The organism is Paraburkholderia sp. MM5482-R2, from assembly GCF_050436125.1.
Lineage (GTDB): Bacteria > Pseudomonadota > Gammaproteobacteria > Burkholderiales > Burkholderiaceae > Paraburkholderia > Paraburkholderia tuberum.
On sequence record NZ_JBNDLP010000002.1, the window covers coordinates 3,321,592 to 3,334,698 of the forward strand.

Here is a 13,107-nt window from a genome sequence, read left to right on the forward strand (position 1 = left end):
TTGCGTTCGCGAATGCTCGCTCAGTCTGCCGTCACGAGCTTCAGCGTTTCTTCGAGCGACGCCGGATCGAACACCGACGCGCCGACGAGATTGCCGTCGATGCGCCTCGTCAAACCCGCAAGGACCTTGCCCGGGCCGCATTCGATCACGTGCGTGACGCCCTGCGCTGCCATTGCCTGTACGCATTCGACCCAGCGCACCGCACCAGCCGCCTGGCGCACGAGCGCGTCCTTGATTTTGGCCGGCTCGTTGACCACGGCGACGTCGACGTTGTTGATGACGGGAATCGACGGCACCTGCACGTCGATGCTCGCGAGGTATTCGCGCAATTGATCCGACGCCGGCTTGAGCAGCGACGAGTGGAACGGCGCCGACACCGGCAGCGGTAGCGCGCGCTTCGCGCCCTTCGCCTTCGCGACTTCGCAGGCTTTCTCGACCGCGGCTTTGTGGCCCGCGATCACGACTTGCGCCGGCGCATTGAAATTGACCGCTTCGACGACGCCCGCCGCCGACGCTTCCGCGCAGACCGCGCGCACCGTGTCGTCGTCGAGGCCGAGAATCGCGGCCATGCCGCCTTCGCCCACCGGTACCGCGGTTTGCATCGCCTGCGCACGGAAACGCACGAGCGGCACCGCGTCGCGGAACGCAAGCGCGCCGGCCGCGACGAGCGCCGTGTATTCGCCAAGGCTATGGCCGGCGACAAGCGCCGGCGCCGGGCCGCCCGCCTGCTGCCACGCGCGATAGATAGCGTAGGCCGCGGTCAGCATGACCGGCTGGGTATTGGTGGTGAGATTGAGATCTTCGGCGGGGCCTTCGGCGATCAGCTTGCCGAGGTCCTGGTTGAGTGCGTCGGAGGCTTCCTGAACCGTCTCACGCACGATCGCGTAATCGGCGAATGCGTTGAGCATGCCGACCGCCTGCGAACCCTGCCCAGGAAAAACGAACGCGAATTTCATATCGTCCCCAAAATCTGTTTAATCGGATGTGGCGGCCGGCCGCGGCTGCCAGATGGCGCGCGGTGTTATTCCGGCCGCACGGGCGCCGCCAGCGACGCCCCGGAATGCGTCGTCCCGCTCAGTAGCGGATGACCGACGCGCCCCACGTGAAGCCGCCGCCGACGCCTTCGATCAGCACGTTATGGCCACGCTTGATGCGGCCGTCGCGCACCGCGACGTCGAGTGCAAGCGGAATGGACGCCGCCGACGTATTGCCGTGCTCGCCCACCGTGACGACCATGCGCTCCTGCGGCAGGCCGAGCTTGCGGCAGGTGCTTTGCATGATGCGGATGTTGGCCTGATGCGGAATCAGCCAGTCGATCTGCTCGGGCTTCAGATCGGCTTTTTCCAATGCTTCGATCGCGACCTTCTCGAGCACGTTGACGGCAAGCTTGAACACCGCCTGACCGTCCATGTGCAGGAAGGCGCTGCCGGCGACCACGCCGCCATTCACGTTGCCCGGCGTGCACAGAATGTTCGAATGGCTGCCGTCCGCGTGCAGCGCGCTCGAAAGCACGCCCGGTGCGTCGGACGCTTGCAGGATCACTGCGCCGGCGCCGTCGCCGAACAGCACGCAGGTGGTGCGGTCGTTGAAATCGAGAATGCGCGAGAAAGTTTCCGCGCCGACCACGAGCGCCGTGCGATGCTGGCCGCTGCGAATCAGGGCGTCCACCGTCGCCACCGCATAGGCGAAGCCGGAGCAGACCGCCTGTATGTCGAACGCGGCACCGTGATTCTTGATCCTGAGCTTGTTCTGCAGCAGGCAGGCGGTGCTCGGGAACACGAAGTCCGGCGTGGAGGTGGCGACGACGATCAGGTCGATGGACTGCGGATCGATGTCCGCCGCTTCGATCGCTCGCTGCGAGGCGATCAACGCGAGGTCGCTGGTCGTGACATCCGGCTCGGCGAAGTGACGCGCATGGATGCCCGTGCGCGCGACGATCCATTCGTCGCTCGTTTCAACGCCTTGCCTGGCGAGACGCTCAGCCAGATCCTGATTGGTGACGCGGTTGGGCGGCAGACAGCTGCCGGTGCCCAGCACGCGGGAGTAGATTGTGGATTGAGCCATTATGCCTTCGAGGATTGCGCAGCGTAGGGCTCGGCCGGCTGGCCTGCGATCGGGCTTGCGTGACCCGCACCGCTTGCGTCGCGCGCCGCCTGTTCGAGAGAACTCGCATTCTCTTCCATCGCTCGCGCAAGGCGCTCCAGCACGCCGTTTTTGACGGCATCATACCCGCGTTTGATAGCCCACTCAAACGCGTAGGCATCGGCTGAACCGTGGCTTTTGATCACGAGACCGCGCAAGCCGAGCAGCGCGGCGCCGTTATATTGCCGATGATCGACGCGTTTCTTGAAGCGCATCAATACCGGCAGCGCGAGCACCGCCATCACCTTGGTCAGCCACGAACGGCCGAACTCTTCCTTGATGATGTTGGACAGCATCTGCGCGAGACCTTCCGACGTCTTCAGCGCGACATTGCCGACAAAGCCATCGCAGACGATCACGTCGACGGTGCCCTTGTAGATGTCGTCGCCTTCGACATTGCCATGAAAGTTGAGTGTACTCGAACGCAGCAGTTCGCCGGCGCGCTTGATGATGTCGTTGCCCTTGATGACTTCTTCGCCGATGTTGAGCAGGCCGATGGTGGGCCGCTCTTTTCCTTCGAGCGCGGACACGAGCGCGTGCCCCATCTCGGCGAACTGCAGCAGATGCTGCGGCTCGCAGTCGACGTTGGCGCCCAGGTCGAGCATCATCGTATAGCCGGTGGGATTAGGCAGGGCAAACGCGATGGCCGGGCGTTCGATGCCCGACAGCGTTTTCAGCACATAGCGCGAGACCGCCATCAACGCGCCGGTATTGCCGGCGGAAATGCAGGCTTGCGCCTCGCCTTCCTTGACGCGGTTCAGCGCCACGCGCATCGACGAATCTTTTTTCTTGCGCAGCGCGACCTCGACCGGGTCGTCCATCGCGACGACCTCGGTAGCAGGTACGACGGTCAGCGCCGGCAGATCCTGAGCCTTGAGCTTCTTCAGCTGCGCACGAATCGCACTTTCAATGCCGACGAGCAGCAACTGCGCGTCGGGATGCGAACGAACGAAGTTGACGGCAGCGGGAACGGTCACGGACGGGCCGTGGTCGCCTCCCATGCAATCTATCGTGAGCTTTACTGTCATGGAGTGCGACGAATTTCAGACACAAAAAAGCGGCAGTTGAATGCCGCCTTTTTGCCGAACCGGGAAAATGTCAAGCGAGCCGATCGCTACGCGAAACGCCACAGGGCGCATCGCAGTCAACGATTAGTCGTTCTTCGTCTTGACGACTTTCTTGCCGCGATAGTAGCCGTTCGGGCTAATGTGGTGACGTAGATGCACTTCGCCCGTGCTCGGCTCGACGGCCATCGGCGCTGCCGTCAGGAAATCGTGCGAACGGTGCATGCCGCGCTTCGACGGCGACTTCTTGTTTTGTTGAACTGCCATGACTAAAACTCCAAAAAATTTTCCGAATTCTAACACAGCCCGACACGGACTTAACCACTGGCCGAATGGCCAATGCGCCCGCATCGCGCCCCCTGCAACTGTTTAGCGCTTCTTGCCGCCCGGTTCGTCGCGTTTCAGACTTTCGAGCGCCGCGAACGGATTGCGCCGCTCGCTGGACTGGTCCGGCTTGCTGGCATCGCCAGCTTCTTCCTGCGCGGCCTCGTCGCCCTCGCCTTCGCTACCGTCCGTGCCCGAGACAAGGCTCTCGTGCACTTCGGGACAGACCTCGTGTTTGGGCACGAGCGGCAAGGAAAGCAGCAACTCTTCTTCGATCAAGTCGATGAGATCGAACTGGCGCGAGCCGACGACCACCTCGACTTCATCCTCGTCCAGCGGAAACTCTTCGGCTTCCGCCTCCGTATTGACGATCCGGTAAGTTGCATCGACGTTGAACGCCTGCGAATACGGCGTCAAGCACCGCTGGCATTCGAGCCACGCGGCACCGTGAATCGCCAGCCGCAGATAAGGCTGGGAACCTTCGGTGCCATCGTCCTGCAATTCCGGCTGCATCGTCCCTTCGGCCTGCCATGTGAACGCGGTGTCGCGATCTGGCGCTTCCGCCGGGACTTCGTTTAACATGCGCGGCAGTTGCGAGACGCGCACGACACCCGCGGCCTGACGCCCGCTCCGCGCAAATTCGAACAGATCGAGTTCATGCGGGTCGGACAGACCTGCAGGTTTGCCAGGATGTTGAGTCATGTGCGCTCCTGCGTCGGCAAACATGTTGCCGGGGTGATTCGCGAAGGATGATCAGATCCGCCGCGAAGATAATCCGGTGTGCGGGGCAGCCAGTGGGGCCCGCGGCCGTTGCGTTCACCCTGCCGGGCTTTCTTCAACCTTCCGACTGCCGAAAGCCGCTGAACGCGCCGAGACCCTTCAAGTGCAAGCATACCGTGAAAAGCCCAAAATCATATCCGTTTTGTCTTTTCGAGTCAAACACTTAAGCCCGTACGTACGGGAGCCTCGCGCGACCCCGTACGACCCGCCGCTCCCGTTGCCCGCAAACTATGCCTGAATCCTCCAAACGCCCGCCACGCCTGATTCTGGCGTCGAGTTCGCGGTATCGCCGCGAGTTGCTCGAACGCCTGCGCGTGCCGTTCGACGTCGTCGTGCCTGCGATCGACGAAACCCCGCTCGCCGCCGAAACGCCCGAAGCCACTGCGCTGCGCCTCGCCGAAGCCAAAGCGCGTGCGGTCGCCCAAGGCCTCGCCGCCGACGCACACGCGCTCGTGATCGGCTCCGATCAGGTCGCCACCTACGACGGCCTGCAGATCGGCAAACCCGGCACGCACGACAGGGCGCTCGCGCAATTGCAGGCGATGCGCGGCCGCGACGTGTTGTTCCACAGCGCGCTGTGTCTGTTCGACAGCGCGACGGACAGCGCGCAAACGATCGACGTGATCACCCGCGTGCGCTTTCGCGATCTGCCGGACGCGACGCTCGACGCCTACCTGCACGCTGAAACGCCGTACGACGTGGCCGGCAGCGCCAAATCCGAAGGGCTTGGCATCGCGCTGCTGGAGGCCATCCGTTCCGACGACCCGACCGCGCTCGTCGGCCTGCCGCTTATCGCGCTGTCGCACATGCTGCTCGCGGCCAACTACCCGCTTTTGGGGGCCCGATGACCGGTACGCTCTATCTCATTCCCAACACGCTCGGCGAAGGCGACGCAAGCGCGCTCGATCTGGTACTGCCCGCGCCCGTACGCGCCCGCGCGGCGTTGCTGCACTATTACATTGGCGAAAACGCCAAAACCACGCGCGCGTTCCTGAAGAAAGTCGGCCCCGATCGGCCGATTCAAGAAATCGAGATTCGCGAACTGAACGTCAATACGCCGGCCGGCGAAATCGACAAGCTGCTCGCGCCGCTGCTGTCGGGCACCGATGCGGGCCTCGTCTCCGAGGCTGGCTGCCCGGCAGTCGCGGACCCGGGCGCGCTGCTGGTGCGACGCGCGCACGAGCGCGGCGTAAAGGTTGTGCCGCTGGTCGGGCCGAGTTCGATTCTGCTCGCGCTGATGGCATCGGGGCTGAACGGCCAAAGCTTCGCGTTTCACGGGTACCTGCCCGTCGACTTCACCGAGCGCGCCAAACGTCTGCGCGATCTCGAGCAGCAGTCGCGCAAGAGCAAGCAAACGCAGATCTTCATCGAAACGCCGTACCGGAATCGCGCACTGCTCGATACCTTGCTCGCAACCTGCGCGCCGTCGACGCTGGTCTGCGTGGCGGTCGATCTGACGCTGCCGAGCGAAGTGATCGCAAGCCGGAGCGTCGCCGACTGGAAAAAGAAGGCGGAGATCGACCTGCATAAGCGGCCGGCGATTTTTCTGATTCTGGCGGCCTGAACGTAGACACCGGCCAGGCAACTGAGGGCGACCAGGGCCTGAAACTCAAAACGCAAAGTCCGCGCGATCGGCCAAAACCGACCGCGCGGGCGTCTTTTTAAAACTGTGGATTCAACGCAGATTCATTTTCGCGCCGAGCGCCATCGCCCGAACCGCGCCGGCGCCGATGGCCGCGCCGAACTTGCGGGCAACGCGATCCGTAATGCTCTCTTTCACCGTGTAATCGACGATATCCGGCGCCTTGAAGATCTCACGCGCGACGTAATCTGCATCGCCGAAACCGTCCGCGAGTCCAAGTTCGACGCTCTTCTGCCCCGTCCAGAATAGACCCGAGAACATGTCCGATGTCTCATGCAGACGCTTGCCGCGCCCTTGACGCACCGCGTCGATGAACTGCGCGTGGATCTGATCGAGCATAACCTGCGCATGTTCGTCCATCTTCGGCGTTTCGGGCGAAAACGGATCAAAAAAGCCTTTGTTCTCACCCGATGTGTGCAGTCGGCGCTGAATCCCCAACTTGTCCATCAGGCCGGTGAAACCAAAGCCGTCCATCAGCACGCCGATCGAACCGACGATACTCGCCTTGTCGACATAGATCTTCTCCGCCGCCGCGGCCGCGTAGTAGCCGCCGGACGCGCACATGTCGCCGACCACGACATACAGCGGAATAGACGGATATTTGCCACGCAATCGCCGAACTTCGCTGTTGATAATGCCCGCTTGCACTGGACTGCCGCCCGGGCTGTTGCAATAAAGAATCACGCCGGCTGTATCGGAATCCTCAAACGCGGAATCGAGTGCAGTGTTGATATCTTGGGCGTTCGCACTCGCATCCGTCGCGATCTCGCCGTCAAGCGAAACCATTGCCGTATGACGCCCAGTCGTGGCGACCCGCTCGCCCGAGAAGTTCAGCGCACCCCATACCGCCAATGCGAGCACTGCGAGGAACAGGAAGCGGAAGAAAATCCGCCAACGTCGCGAGGCGCGTTGCTCGTTGATCGCGGCCAGCGCGATGCGCTCGAGCGCGGCCCTTTCCCAGCCGGACTGGTCGGCGGGTGCACGGGAGCCGCCTCCCGAGGCAGGGTCTTTTTCGGGGGTCAAGTTGTCGGACATGCGGACAGTGGAAAATTGGAAGAGGAAATCAGCGCGTAACCGGCAGCAAATCGCCGTCAGGCAGCCAGAATACCGCACGGCCCTCGAGCGTATCGCGTTCCTCGACCTGCACGCGACGCAATCTGCCCCCGCGACACGGACCACCGACGCATTTGCCAGTATCCGGCGCGTAAATCGCGCCATGTGTCGCGCACATCAAGTATAAGCCGGACGATTCGAAGAACTGCCCTTCCTGCCAGTCGAGCTCCATCGGCACATGAGCGCAACGGTTCAAATAGCCGTAGGCGCAGCCATCATAGCGGACGAAAAACACCACGGCATCCTGCCCGCCGAGCCGCGCGTCGCGCCGGATGCCGTCGCCACCGTCGACCAGCTCGTCGGCCGCGCAAATGCGCACTGCCTGCGCAGCCGCGGCAGTAGCAGTATCCACGCCGTCGGCGCTCATGCGTTCTCCCGCAGCCAACCGGACAGATCGCTGATGCTCGACGCCACGAACTTCGGTGACATCGCATTCAGCGAATTCGCCGGATGCGCGCCATAAGTCACGCCAATGCCCGCCACGCCGGCGTTGAGCGCCATCTGCAGATCGTGTGTCGTATCGCCGATCATGACCGTGCGCGCCGTATCCTGCCCCAATTCGCGGGTGAGCTCGTGCAGCATGGCCGGATGCGGTTTCGAGAAGGTTTCGTCAGCGCAGCGCGTGCCGTCGAACAGGCTCGTCAGGCGCGCCTGGTCAAGCGCGCGATTGAGCCCGACGCGGCTCTTGCCGGTCGCGACCGCGAGCAGATAGCCGACCTCGCGCAACTCCTGGAGCATCTCGCGCACGCCGGGGAACAGCTCGGTAGTCTGGTCTTTTACAAGAAAATGAAAGCGGTAACGCTCAGAAAGCCGCGGGTAGTCGGCCGGATCGAGCGTCGGCGCGGCAATCTGCAGCGCGTCGCGCAGGCCGAGGCCGATGACGTAGCTCGCGGCTTCGTCCGCGGGAACCGGCAGGCGGAGATCGCGGCACGCCGCCTGGATGCTGCGCGTGATATGCGCGGTGGAATCCATCAGCGTGCCATCCCAGTCAAACACGATCAGATCGAATTGCTCTCTAGCCATGCAAGGTCGTCTCCGGGTTGAACCCAGTGCGTAGTTCGTTGAGTTGTTCTATAAAGCCGCGGCAGTCGGCAGGCAGCGGTGCCTCCAGCTGCAGCGGCGCGCCCGTCGCCGGATGCGTGAGCTTGAGCCGGTAAGCGTGCAGAAACATCCGCTTGATGCCGGGCTTCGCGTTGGCGCGCGCAAGCGCCTTGTTCAGCGCGAAATCGCCATATTTGGCGTCACCGACGATCGGTAGTGCCAGATGCTGCAGATGCACGCGAATCTGGTGCGTACGCCCCGTCTTCAGTTCCGCCTCCAGCAGCGCATATTCAGGCCAGCGCTCGACCAGATTGAAGATCGTGTGCGAAGCGAGGCCATCGGCCTGCACGCGCACGCGGCGCTCGCCGTCGGCGGTCAGGTACTTGTGAAGTGGCTCCTTTACCGCGCGGCGGCGACCCCAGTCGCTCGCCCATTCGCCGTGCACGCACGCGTAGTAGCGCTTGTCCATCCGGTTATCGCGAATCTGCTCGTGCAGATTGACGAGCGCCGCGCGCTTCTTCGCGAGCATCAGGATGCCCGAGGTCTCTCGATCCAGTCGATGCACGAGTTCCAGGAATTTCGCCTGCGGCCGCGCCTCGCGCATCTGCTCGATCACACCGAACGCGACACCGCTGCCCCCGTGGACCGCAACGCCGGCCGGCTTGTCGATCACGAGCAGATGCTCGTCTTCGAACAGGATGTGAAAGCGCGGCGCGGGCACGGGCACGCGGGCTGCGGCCTGATTCGGCTGCGCGACGCGGATCGGCGGCACACGCACCCGATCGCCCAGTTCGAGCCGGTACTGCGCGTCGATCCGGCCCTTGTTCACGCGCACTTCACCGCTGCGCAGGATGCGATAAATATGGCTTTTCGGCACGCCCTTGCAGACGCGCAGCAGGAAATTGTCGATGCGCTGACCAGCCGAGCGGTCGTCGATTTCGATCAGCGAAGCCTGGTCGCTTGAAACCGAGTCTTCGACCGCGCCTGCAACCGATCTCTGGGATGTTTTGCCTAACTCTTTCATTCTGAATATAATTTGCCCAGCAGTCCGCGACGGCCGGCGCAGTGTCCGGAATGCGGCGGATTGCGCGAGCGCAAGCGATAAACCGTTATTTTACTTGCGCCGGGGTCTGGTTGCTCGCCCTGAAAATGAGATGCAACAAGTTGCACGCACGAAGTCAGCACCCGGCAGGGACGGCGCCCGCAGGCGCGTTCGGTCAAGGTCGGCTTCGACGGTAACGGAATTTTGGTAAAAAAGAATTTAGCTTTCAGCTTCGTGATCCGGGTGGTATGACGCCCAGCTGGACGAAGCTGCAAGTCGCGAAAATACGGCGTGCGCCCAAGGCGTCTTGTAGAAAGTACAAGACATGGCGACGTCAAAAGAAGGCGAGACACCCCCAGCAGGAAAAGACGCGCCGCCTGCGCGAACTTCCCGTTGCGGCATGACCGCGGACTTCGGCCCTTCGCTCGCGCGCCCATTTGGCGCGCCGGCTTCAGAGGGCGAAGACTTATGAAGGTCTGCTGGCTAAACGCGGCGTGTCAGGCCATGATTTGAAGCCGTGTTCGCATGTGCCCTGCGGCACCGTGCCCGTTTTTATCGGGCTGGGCCCTCTCAGGCAATTCTCCCGCCATCTTTCCCGCTCCAGCGTGTTTGTGAAAACACAATAAGACGCGGCACGCCTACTCCCCCCGCTCTCGCGACTGACAACCGCGCAGCTGGGCCGGCGAGGCCGCTCTGGAGCCGTTCAATGAAACGAATGTTGTTCAACGCGACGCAGCAGGAAGAGCTGCGCGTCGCCATCGTCGATGGGCAAAAACTCATCGACATCGATATCGAAACCGCCGGTCGCGAACAGCGCAAAGGCAATATTTACAAGGGCATCATCACGCGCATCGAGCCGTCGCTCGAGGCCTGCTTCGTCAACTACGGCGAAGACCGTCACGGCTTCCTGCCGTTCAAGGAAGTCGCCCGCCAGTACTTCCGCGATGGCGTCGACATGCGTTCCGCACGCATCCAGGACGCACTGAAGGAAGGTCAGGAACTGATCGTCCAGGTCGAAAAGGAAGAACGCGGCAACAAGGGCGCAGCCCTGACCACGTTCATCTCGCTCGCCGGCCGCTATCTGGTGCTGATGCCGAACAACCCGCGCGGCGGCGGTGTGTCGCGCCGGATCGAAGGCGACGACCGTCAGGAACTGCGCGAAACCATGGCGCAGCTGCAGCTGCCGGAAGGCATGAGCATCATCGCGCGCACGGCCGGCATCGGCCGCAGCGCCGAAGAGCTGCAGTGGGACCTGAACTACCTGATGCAGCTGTGGCGCGCAATCGAAGCCGCGTCGCAAAGTGGCACGGCCGGCCAGCCGATGCTGATCTATCTCGAATCGAGCCTCGTGATCCGCGCGATTCGCGACTACTTCCAGCCCGATATCGGCGAAATCCTGATCGACACGACCGAAATCCATGACCAGGCCCGCGCCTTCATGGACATCGTGATGCCGGACAACGTCGGCAAGGTAAAGCGCTACCACGACGACGTGCCGCTCTTCTCGCGCTTCCAGATCGAGCACCAGATCGAAACCGCGTACTCGCGCACCGTGCCGCTGCCGTCGGGCGGCGCGATCGTCATCGATCACACCGAAGCGCTCGTCGCGATCGACGTGAACTCGGCGCGCGCCACCAAAGGCGCGGACATCGAGGAAACGGCCGCGCGCACGAACCTCGAAGCCGCCGACGAAGTCGCTCGCCAGCTGCGTCTGCGCGACCTGGGCGGCCTGATCGTGATCGACTTCATCGACATGGAATCGGCCAAGAGCCAGCGCGAAGTCGAACAGCGCCTGAAAGACGCGCTCAAGCACGACCGCGCCCGCGTCCAGATGGGCAAGATCTCGCGCTTCGGCCTCATGGAGCTGTCGCGTCAGCGTCTGCGTCCGGCGCTGTCGGAAGGCAGCCACGTCACGTGTCCGCGTTGTAACGGCACGGGCCACATTCGCGATACCGAATCGTCCGCGCTGCAAGTGCTGCGGATCATTCAGGAAGAAGCGATGAAGGAAAACACCGCGGCGATCCACTGCCAGGTGCCGGTCGAAGTGACCGCCTTCCTGTTGAACGAGAAGCGCGCCGAAATCAACAAGATCGAGTCGCGTTTCAAGGTCAACGTCGTGCTGATCCCGAACAAGCACCTCGACACGCCGCACTACAAGCTCGAGCGTCTGCGTCACGACGACGCGCGCCTCGACGAGCCGCGCGCATCGTGGAAGATGGCCGAAGAAGCGGCCCGCGAACTCGAATCGGAAACCGGCTACAGCAAGCGCGCTGAGGAAGTAAAGCCAAAGCAGGAAGCGGCGGTCAAGGGCATCACGCCCGAGAAGCCGGCTCCGAGCGCGCCGGCCCGCCCGGCGGCTATCCCCGCTCCGGTCGCGGTGACGCCGGCCAGTGGCGGCTTCATCGGCTGGCTGAAGAATCTGTTCGGCATGCAGCCGGCTGCTCCGGCGCCCGCCGCGCCGGCCACCACCGACAAGCAGGCCCGTCCGCAACGCGGCGAGCGCACCGAGCGCGGTGAGCGCACCGGCGAGCGCGGCGGCGATCGCAACCGCAATCGCCGTGGCGGCGCAGGCGGTCGCGACACGGCAGCGCGTGGCGAAGGCGTGACCGGCGGCCGTCAGGCGCAAGGTCAGCAGCCGTCGCCGCGTCGCGAGGAACGCGAAGGCCGCGAGGCACGCGAGGGCCGCGAACCGCGCGCGCCGCGTGAGCAACGCGAACCGCGTGAAGGCCGTGAACCGCGTGAGGCTCGCGAGCCGCGTGAAGCGCGTGAGCCGCGCGAGGCTCGCGAACGCGACACCCGCGGCGCCGAGCGCGCGGAAGCCGTCGAAGGCACAGCACGCGGTGAGCGTCGCGAGCGTGGCGAGCGCGCTGAACGCGTCGAGCGTGGCGAGCGTCGCAAGCCGCAGGCGGAAGCCGCCTCGGCGCTGACGCAAACCGACACGCAAGCTGCCGACGAACTGGCGCGCAACCGCGCCGCAGCGGGTGAAAACGGCGTGCCGGTCGATCAGGAAACAATCGCACGTGACGGCGAAGAGCGTCGTCGTCGTCGCCGCGGCCGTCGTGGTGGTCGTCGCGAGCGTGAAGAGGACGTGAATGGCAATCTCGCGGCGGATGTCGCGGAAGCAGAAGGCGACAACGTTGCCGCCAGCGACGAAGCGCCGGTGCGCACCCAGCAGCCGGTCGAGCACACGCCTGCAGCCAGCGAAGCGAAGGAAGTGACCCCGGTCGAAGTGGTGGTCGCCGCTGTCGCAACGGAAAGCGCCGTCGTGGCCGAACTGCATGCGGCAGCCGAAACGCCGGCTCTCGCCGCGGAAAATGCCGCGAAGACCGAAAAGGTCGTGCCGGTGGAAGAGGCCCCGGCGGCGTCGATCGAGCCCGTGGCGGCGGAGCCGGCTATCGAAGCGCCAGCGCAGGCAGAGCAAGCCGCGTCGGCCGCGAGCGAACCGGTTACGCCGGCCGCTTCGGTCGAATCCGCCGCGCATGCCGAATCCCCGGCAGTCGAACCGGCCCTGGAAGTGCAGCCGACCGTCCCGACCGAACCGCGAGCCGTCCCGGCTGCGCTCGACACCGCGGCTCCGGCCACGATCGTCGAGGCACCCGCAGCCGTGCCGGCACCGCAGGCCGAAATCGTCGAGCCGCAACCGGTCGTCGCAACGGAACCGGCCGTGGTCGAACCGGCGCCCGTCGCCGCGGCCCCGCAGCCGGCCCTCGTCCGCAGCGCAGCCCCCGCCGCCGCATCGGCCGACGCCTTGCAGCCGATCCTCGAGCAGGCTGGCCTGATCTGGGTGAACACCGACGCCGACAAGCTGCGTGCCGCGCAGGAAGCGGCGGCGCAGACGGTCAAGCCGCCGCGCGTGATCCGTGAGCGCAAGGCGCTGCCGCCAGACGACCACGCGCCGATGCAACAGGTCGAAACGATCAAGCATCCGCAGTAAGCCGCGTCGTTGTTCGTGAAAAAGC

At 64.2% G+C, this 13,107-nt stretch carries 12 protein-coding genes; 3 read left to right on the forward strand and 9 right to left on the reverse strand.

The window, feature by feature from the left end; genetic code table 11:
- Positions 1–20: 20 nt before the first annotated feature.
- From fabD to OKW37_RS18100, 5 genes are all read right to left on the reverse strand, one after another.
- Positions 21–956 (reverse strand): ACP S-malonyltransferase, encoded by a 936-nt coding sequence (gene fabD, locus OKW37_RS18080; RefSeq protein WP_184061405.1) that lies wholly within the window; start codon positions 954–956, stop codon positions 21–23.
- Positions 957–1,074: 118 nt separating this feature from the next.
- Entirely contained in the window at positions 1,075–2,064 is a 990-nt protein-coding gene (locus OKW37_RS18085) for a beta-ketoacyl-ACP synthase III (RefSeq protein ID WP_184028002.1), read from the reverse strand.
- Entirely contained in the window at positions 2,064–3,170 is a 1,107-nt protein-coding gene (plsX, locus tag OKW37_RS18090) for a phosphate acyltransferase PlsX (RefSeq protein WP_429404913.1), read from the reverse strand. The genes OKW37_RS18085 and plsX overlap by 1 nt, the downstream gene beginning before the upstream one ends.
- A 123-nt stretch (positions 3,171–3,293) precedes the next feature.
- Positions 3,294–3,473 (reverse strand): 50S ribosomal protein L32, encoded by a 180-nt coding sequence (gene rpmF, locus OKW37_RS18095; protein WP_027198353.1) that lies wholly within the window; start codon positions 3,471–3,473, stop codon positions 3,294–3,296.
- Positions 3,474–3,575: 102 nt separating this feature from the next.
- On the reverse strand, positions 3,576–4,232 hold the full coding sequence (locus tag OKW37_RS18100; protein WP_187612377.1) for a DUF177 domain-containing protein: 657 nt from the start codon (positions 4,230–4,232) through the stop codon (positions 3,576–3,578).
- Between the two features lie 308 nt (positions 4,233–4,540).
- Here OKW37_RS18100 and OKW37_RS18105 point away from each other — a divergent pair, with 308 nt between their 5' ends.
- Both OKW37_RS18105 and OKW37_RS18110 read left to right on the forward strand, forming a co-directional pair.
- Positions 4,541–5,158 (forward strand): Maf-like protein, encoded by a 618-nt coding sequence (locus OKW37_RS18105; RefSeq protein WP_429404911.1) that lies wholly within the window; start codon positions 4,541–4,543, stop codon positions 5,156–5,158.
- Positions 5,155–5,874, forward strand: a complete 720-nt coding sequence (locus OKW37_RS18110) for an SAM-dependent methyltransferase (RefSeq protein ID WP_184061402.1) — start codon at positions 5,155–5,157, stop codon at positions 5,872–5,874. The genes OKW37_RS18105 and OKW37_RS18110 overlap by 4 nt, the downstream gene beginning before the upstream one ends.
- 111 nt (positions 5,875–5,985) lie before the next feature.
- On the opposite strand, the gene OKW37_RS18115 is transcribed toward OKW37_RS18110, so the two are convergent.
- From OKW37_RS18115 to OKW37_RS18130, 4 genes are read right to left on the reverse strand one after another with little or no spacing between them, the layout of a single operon-like run.
- Positions 5,986–6,987, reverse strand: coding sequence for a S49 family peptidase (locus OKW37_RS18115; RefSeq protein ID WP_429404909.1), 1,002 nt, complete (start codon positions 6,985–6,987; stop codon positions 5,986–5,988).
- A gap of 28 nt (positions 6,988–7,015) precedes the next feature.
- Positions 7,016–7,432 (reverse strand): Rieske (2Fe-2S) protein, encoded by a 417-nt coding sequence (locus tag OKW37_RS18120; RefSeq protein ID WP_184061400.1) that lies wholly within the window; start codon positions 7,430–7,432, stop codon positions 7,016–7,018.
- Complete coding sequence (locus OKW37_RS18125) at positions 7,429–8,088, reverse strand: HAD-IA family hydrolase (protein WP_184071591.1); 660 nt, start codon at positions 8,086–8,088, stop codon at positions 7,429–7,431. The genes OKW37_RS18120 and OKW37_RS18125 overlap by 4 nt, the downstream gene beginning before the upstream one ends.
- On the reverse strand, positions 8,081–9,130 hold the full coding sequence (locus OKW37_RS18130) for an RluA family pseudouridine synthase (protein ID WP_429404906.1): 1,050 nt from the start codon (positions 9,128–9,130) through the stop codon (positions 8,081–8,083). Before OKW37_RS18130 ends, OKW37_RS18125 begins: the two co-directional genes overlap by 8 nt.
- Positions 9,131–9,854: 724 nt before the next feature.
- Between OKW37_RS18130 and OKW37_RS18135 the strand changes: the two genes are divergently transcribed.
- Positions 9,855–13,082 carry an Rne/Rng family ribonuclease gene (locus OKW37_RS18135; protein ID WP_429404904.1) on the forward strand — a complete coding sequence of 1,076 codons (3,228 nt, stop codon included), beginning with the start codon at positions 9,855–9,857 and terminating at the stop codon, positions 13,080–13,082.
- Positions 13,083–13,107 lie beyond the last annotated feature (25 nt).

Coding starts and splice junctions, on each gene's coding strand:
- fabD (WP_184061405.1), bottom strand. CDS start 956: ATGAAATTCGCGTTCGTTTTTCCTGGGCAGGGTTCGCAGGCGGTCGGC.
- OKW37_RS18085 (WP_184028002.1), bottom strand. CDS start 2,064: ATGGCTCAATCCACAATCTACTCCCGCGTGCTGGGCACCGGCAGCTGT.
- plsX (WP_429404913.1), bottom strand. CDS start 3,170: ATGACAGTAAAGCTCACGATAGATTGCATGGGAGGCGACCACGGCCCG.
- rpmF (WP_027198353.1), bottom strand. CDS start 3,473: ATGGCAGTTCAACAAAACAAGAAGTCGCCGTCGAAGCGCGGCATGCAC.
- OKW37_RS18100 (WP_187612377.1), bottom strand. CDS start 4,232: ATGACTCAACATCCTGGCAAACCTGCAGGTCTGTCCGACCCGCATGAA.
- OKW37_RS18105 (WP_429404911.1), top strand. CDS start 4,541: ATGCCTGAATCCTCCAAACGCCCGCCACGCCTGATTCTGGCGTCGAGT.
- OKW37_RS18110 (WP_184061402.1), top strand. CDS start 5,155: ATGACCGGTACGCTCTATCTCATTCCCAACACGCTCGGCGAAGGCGAC.
- OKW37_RS18115 (WP_429404909.1), bottom strand. CDS start 6,987: ATGTCCGACAACTTGACCCCCGAAAAAGACCCTGCCTCGGGAGGCGGC.
- OKW37_RS18120 (WP_184061400.1), bottom strand. CDS start 7,432: ATGAGCGCCGACGGCGTGGATACTGCTACTGCCGCGGCTGCGCAGGCA.
- OKW37_RS18125 (WP_184071591.1), bottom strand. CDS start 8,088: ATGGCTAGAGAGCAATTCGATCTGATCGTGTTTGACTGGGATGGCACG.
- OKW37_RS18130 (WP_429404906.1), bottom strand. CDS start 9,130: ATGAAAGAGTTAGGCAAAACATCCCAGAGATCGGTTGCAGGCGCGGTC.
- OKW37_RS18135 (WP_429404904.1), top strand. CDS start 9,855: ATGAAACGAATGTTGTTCAACGCGACGCAGCAGGAAGAGCTGCGCGTC.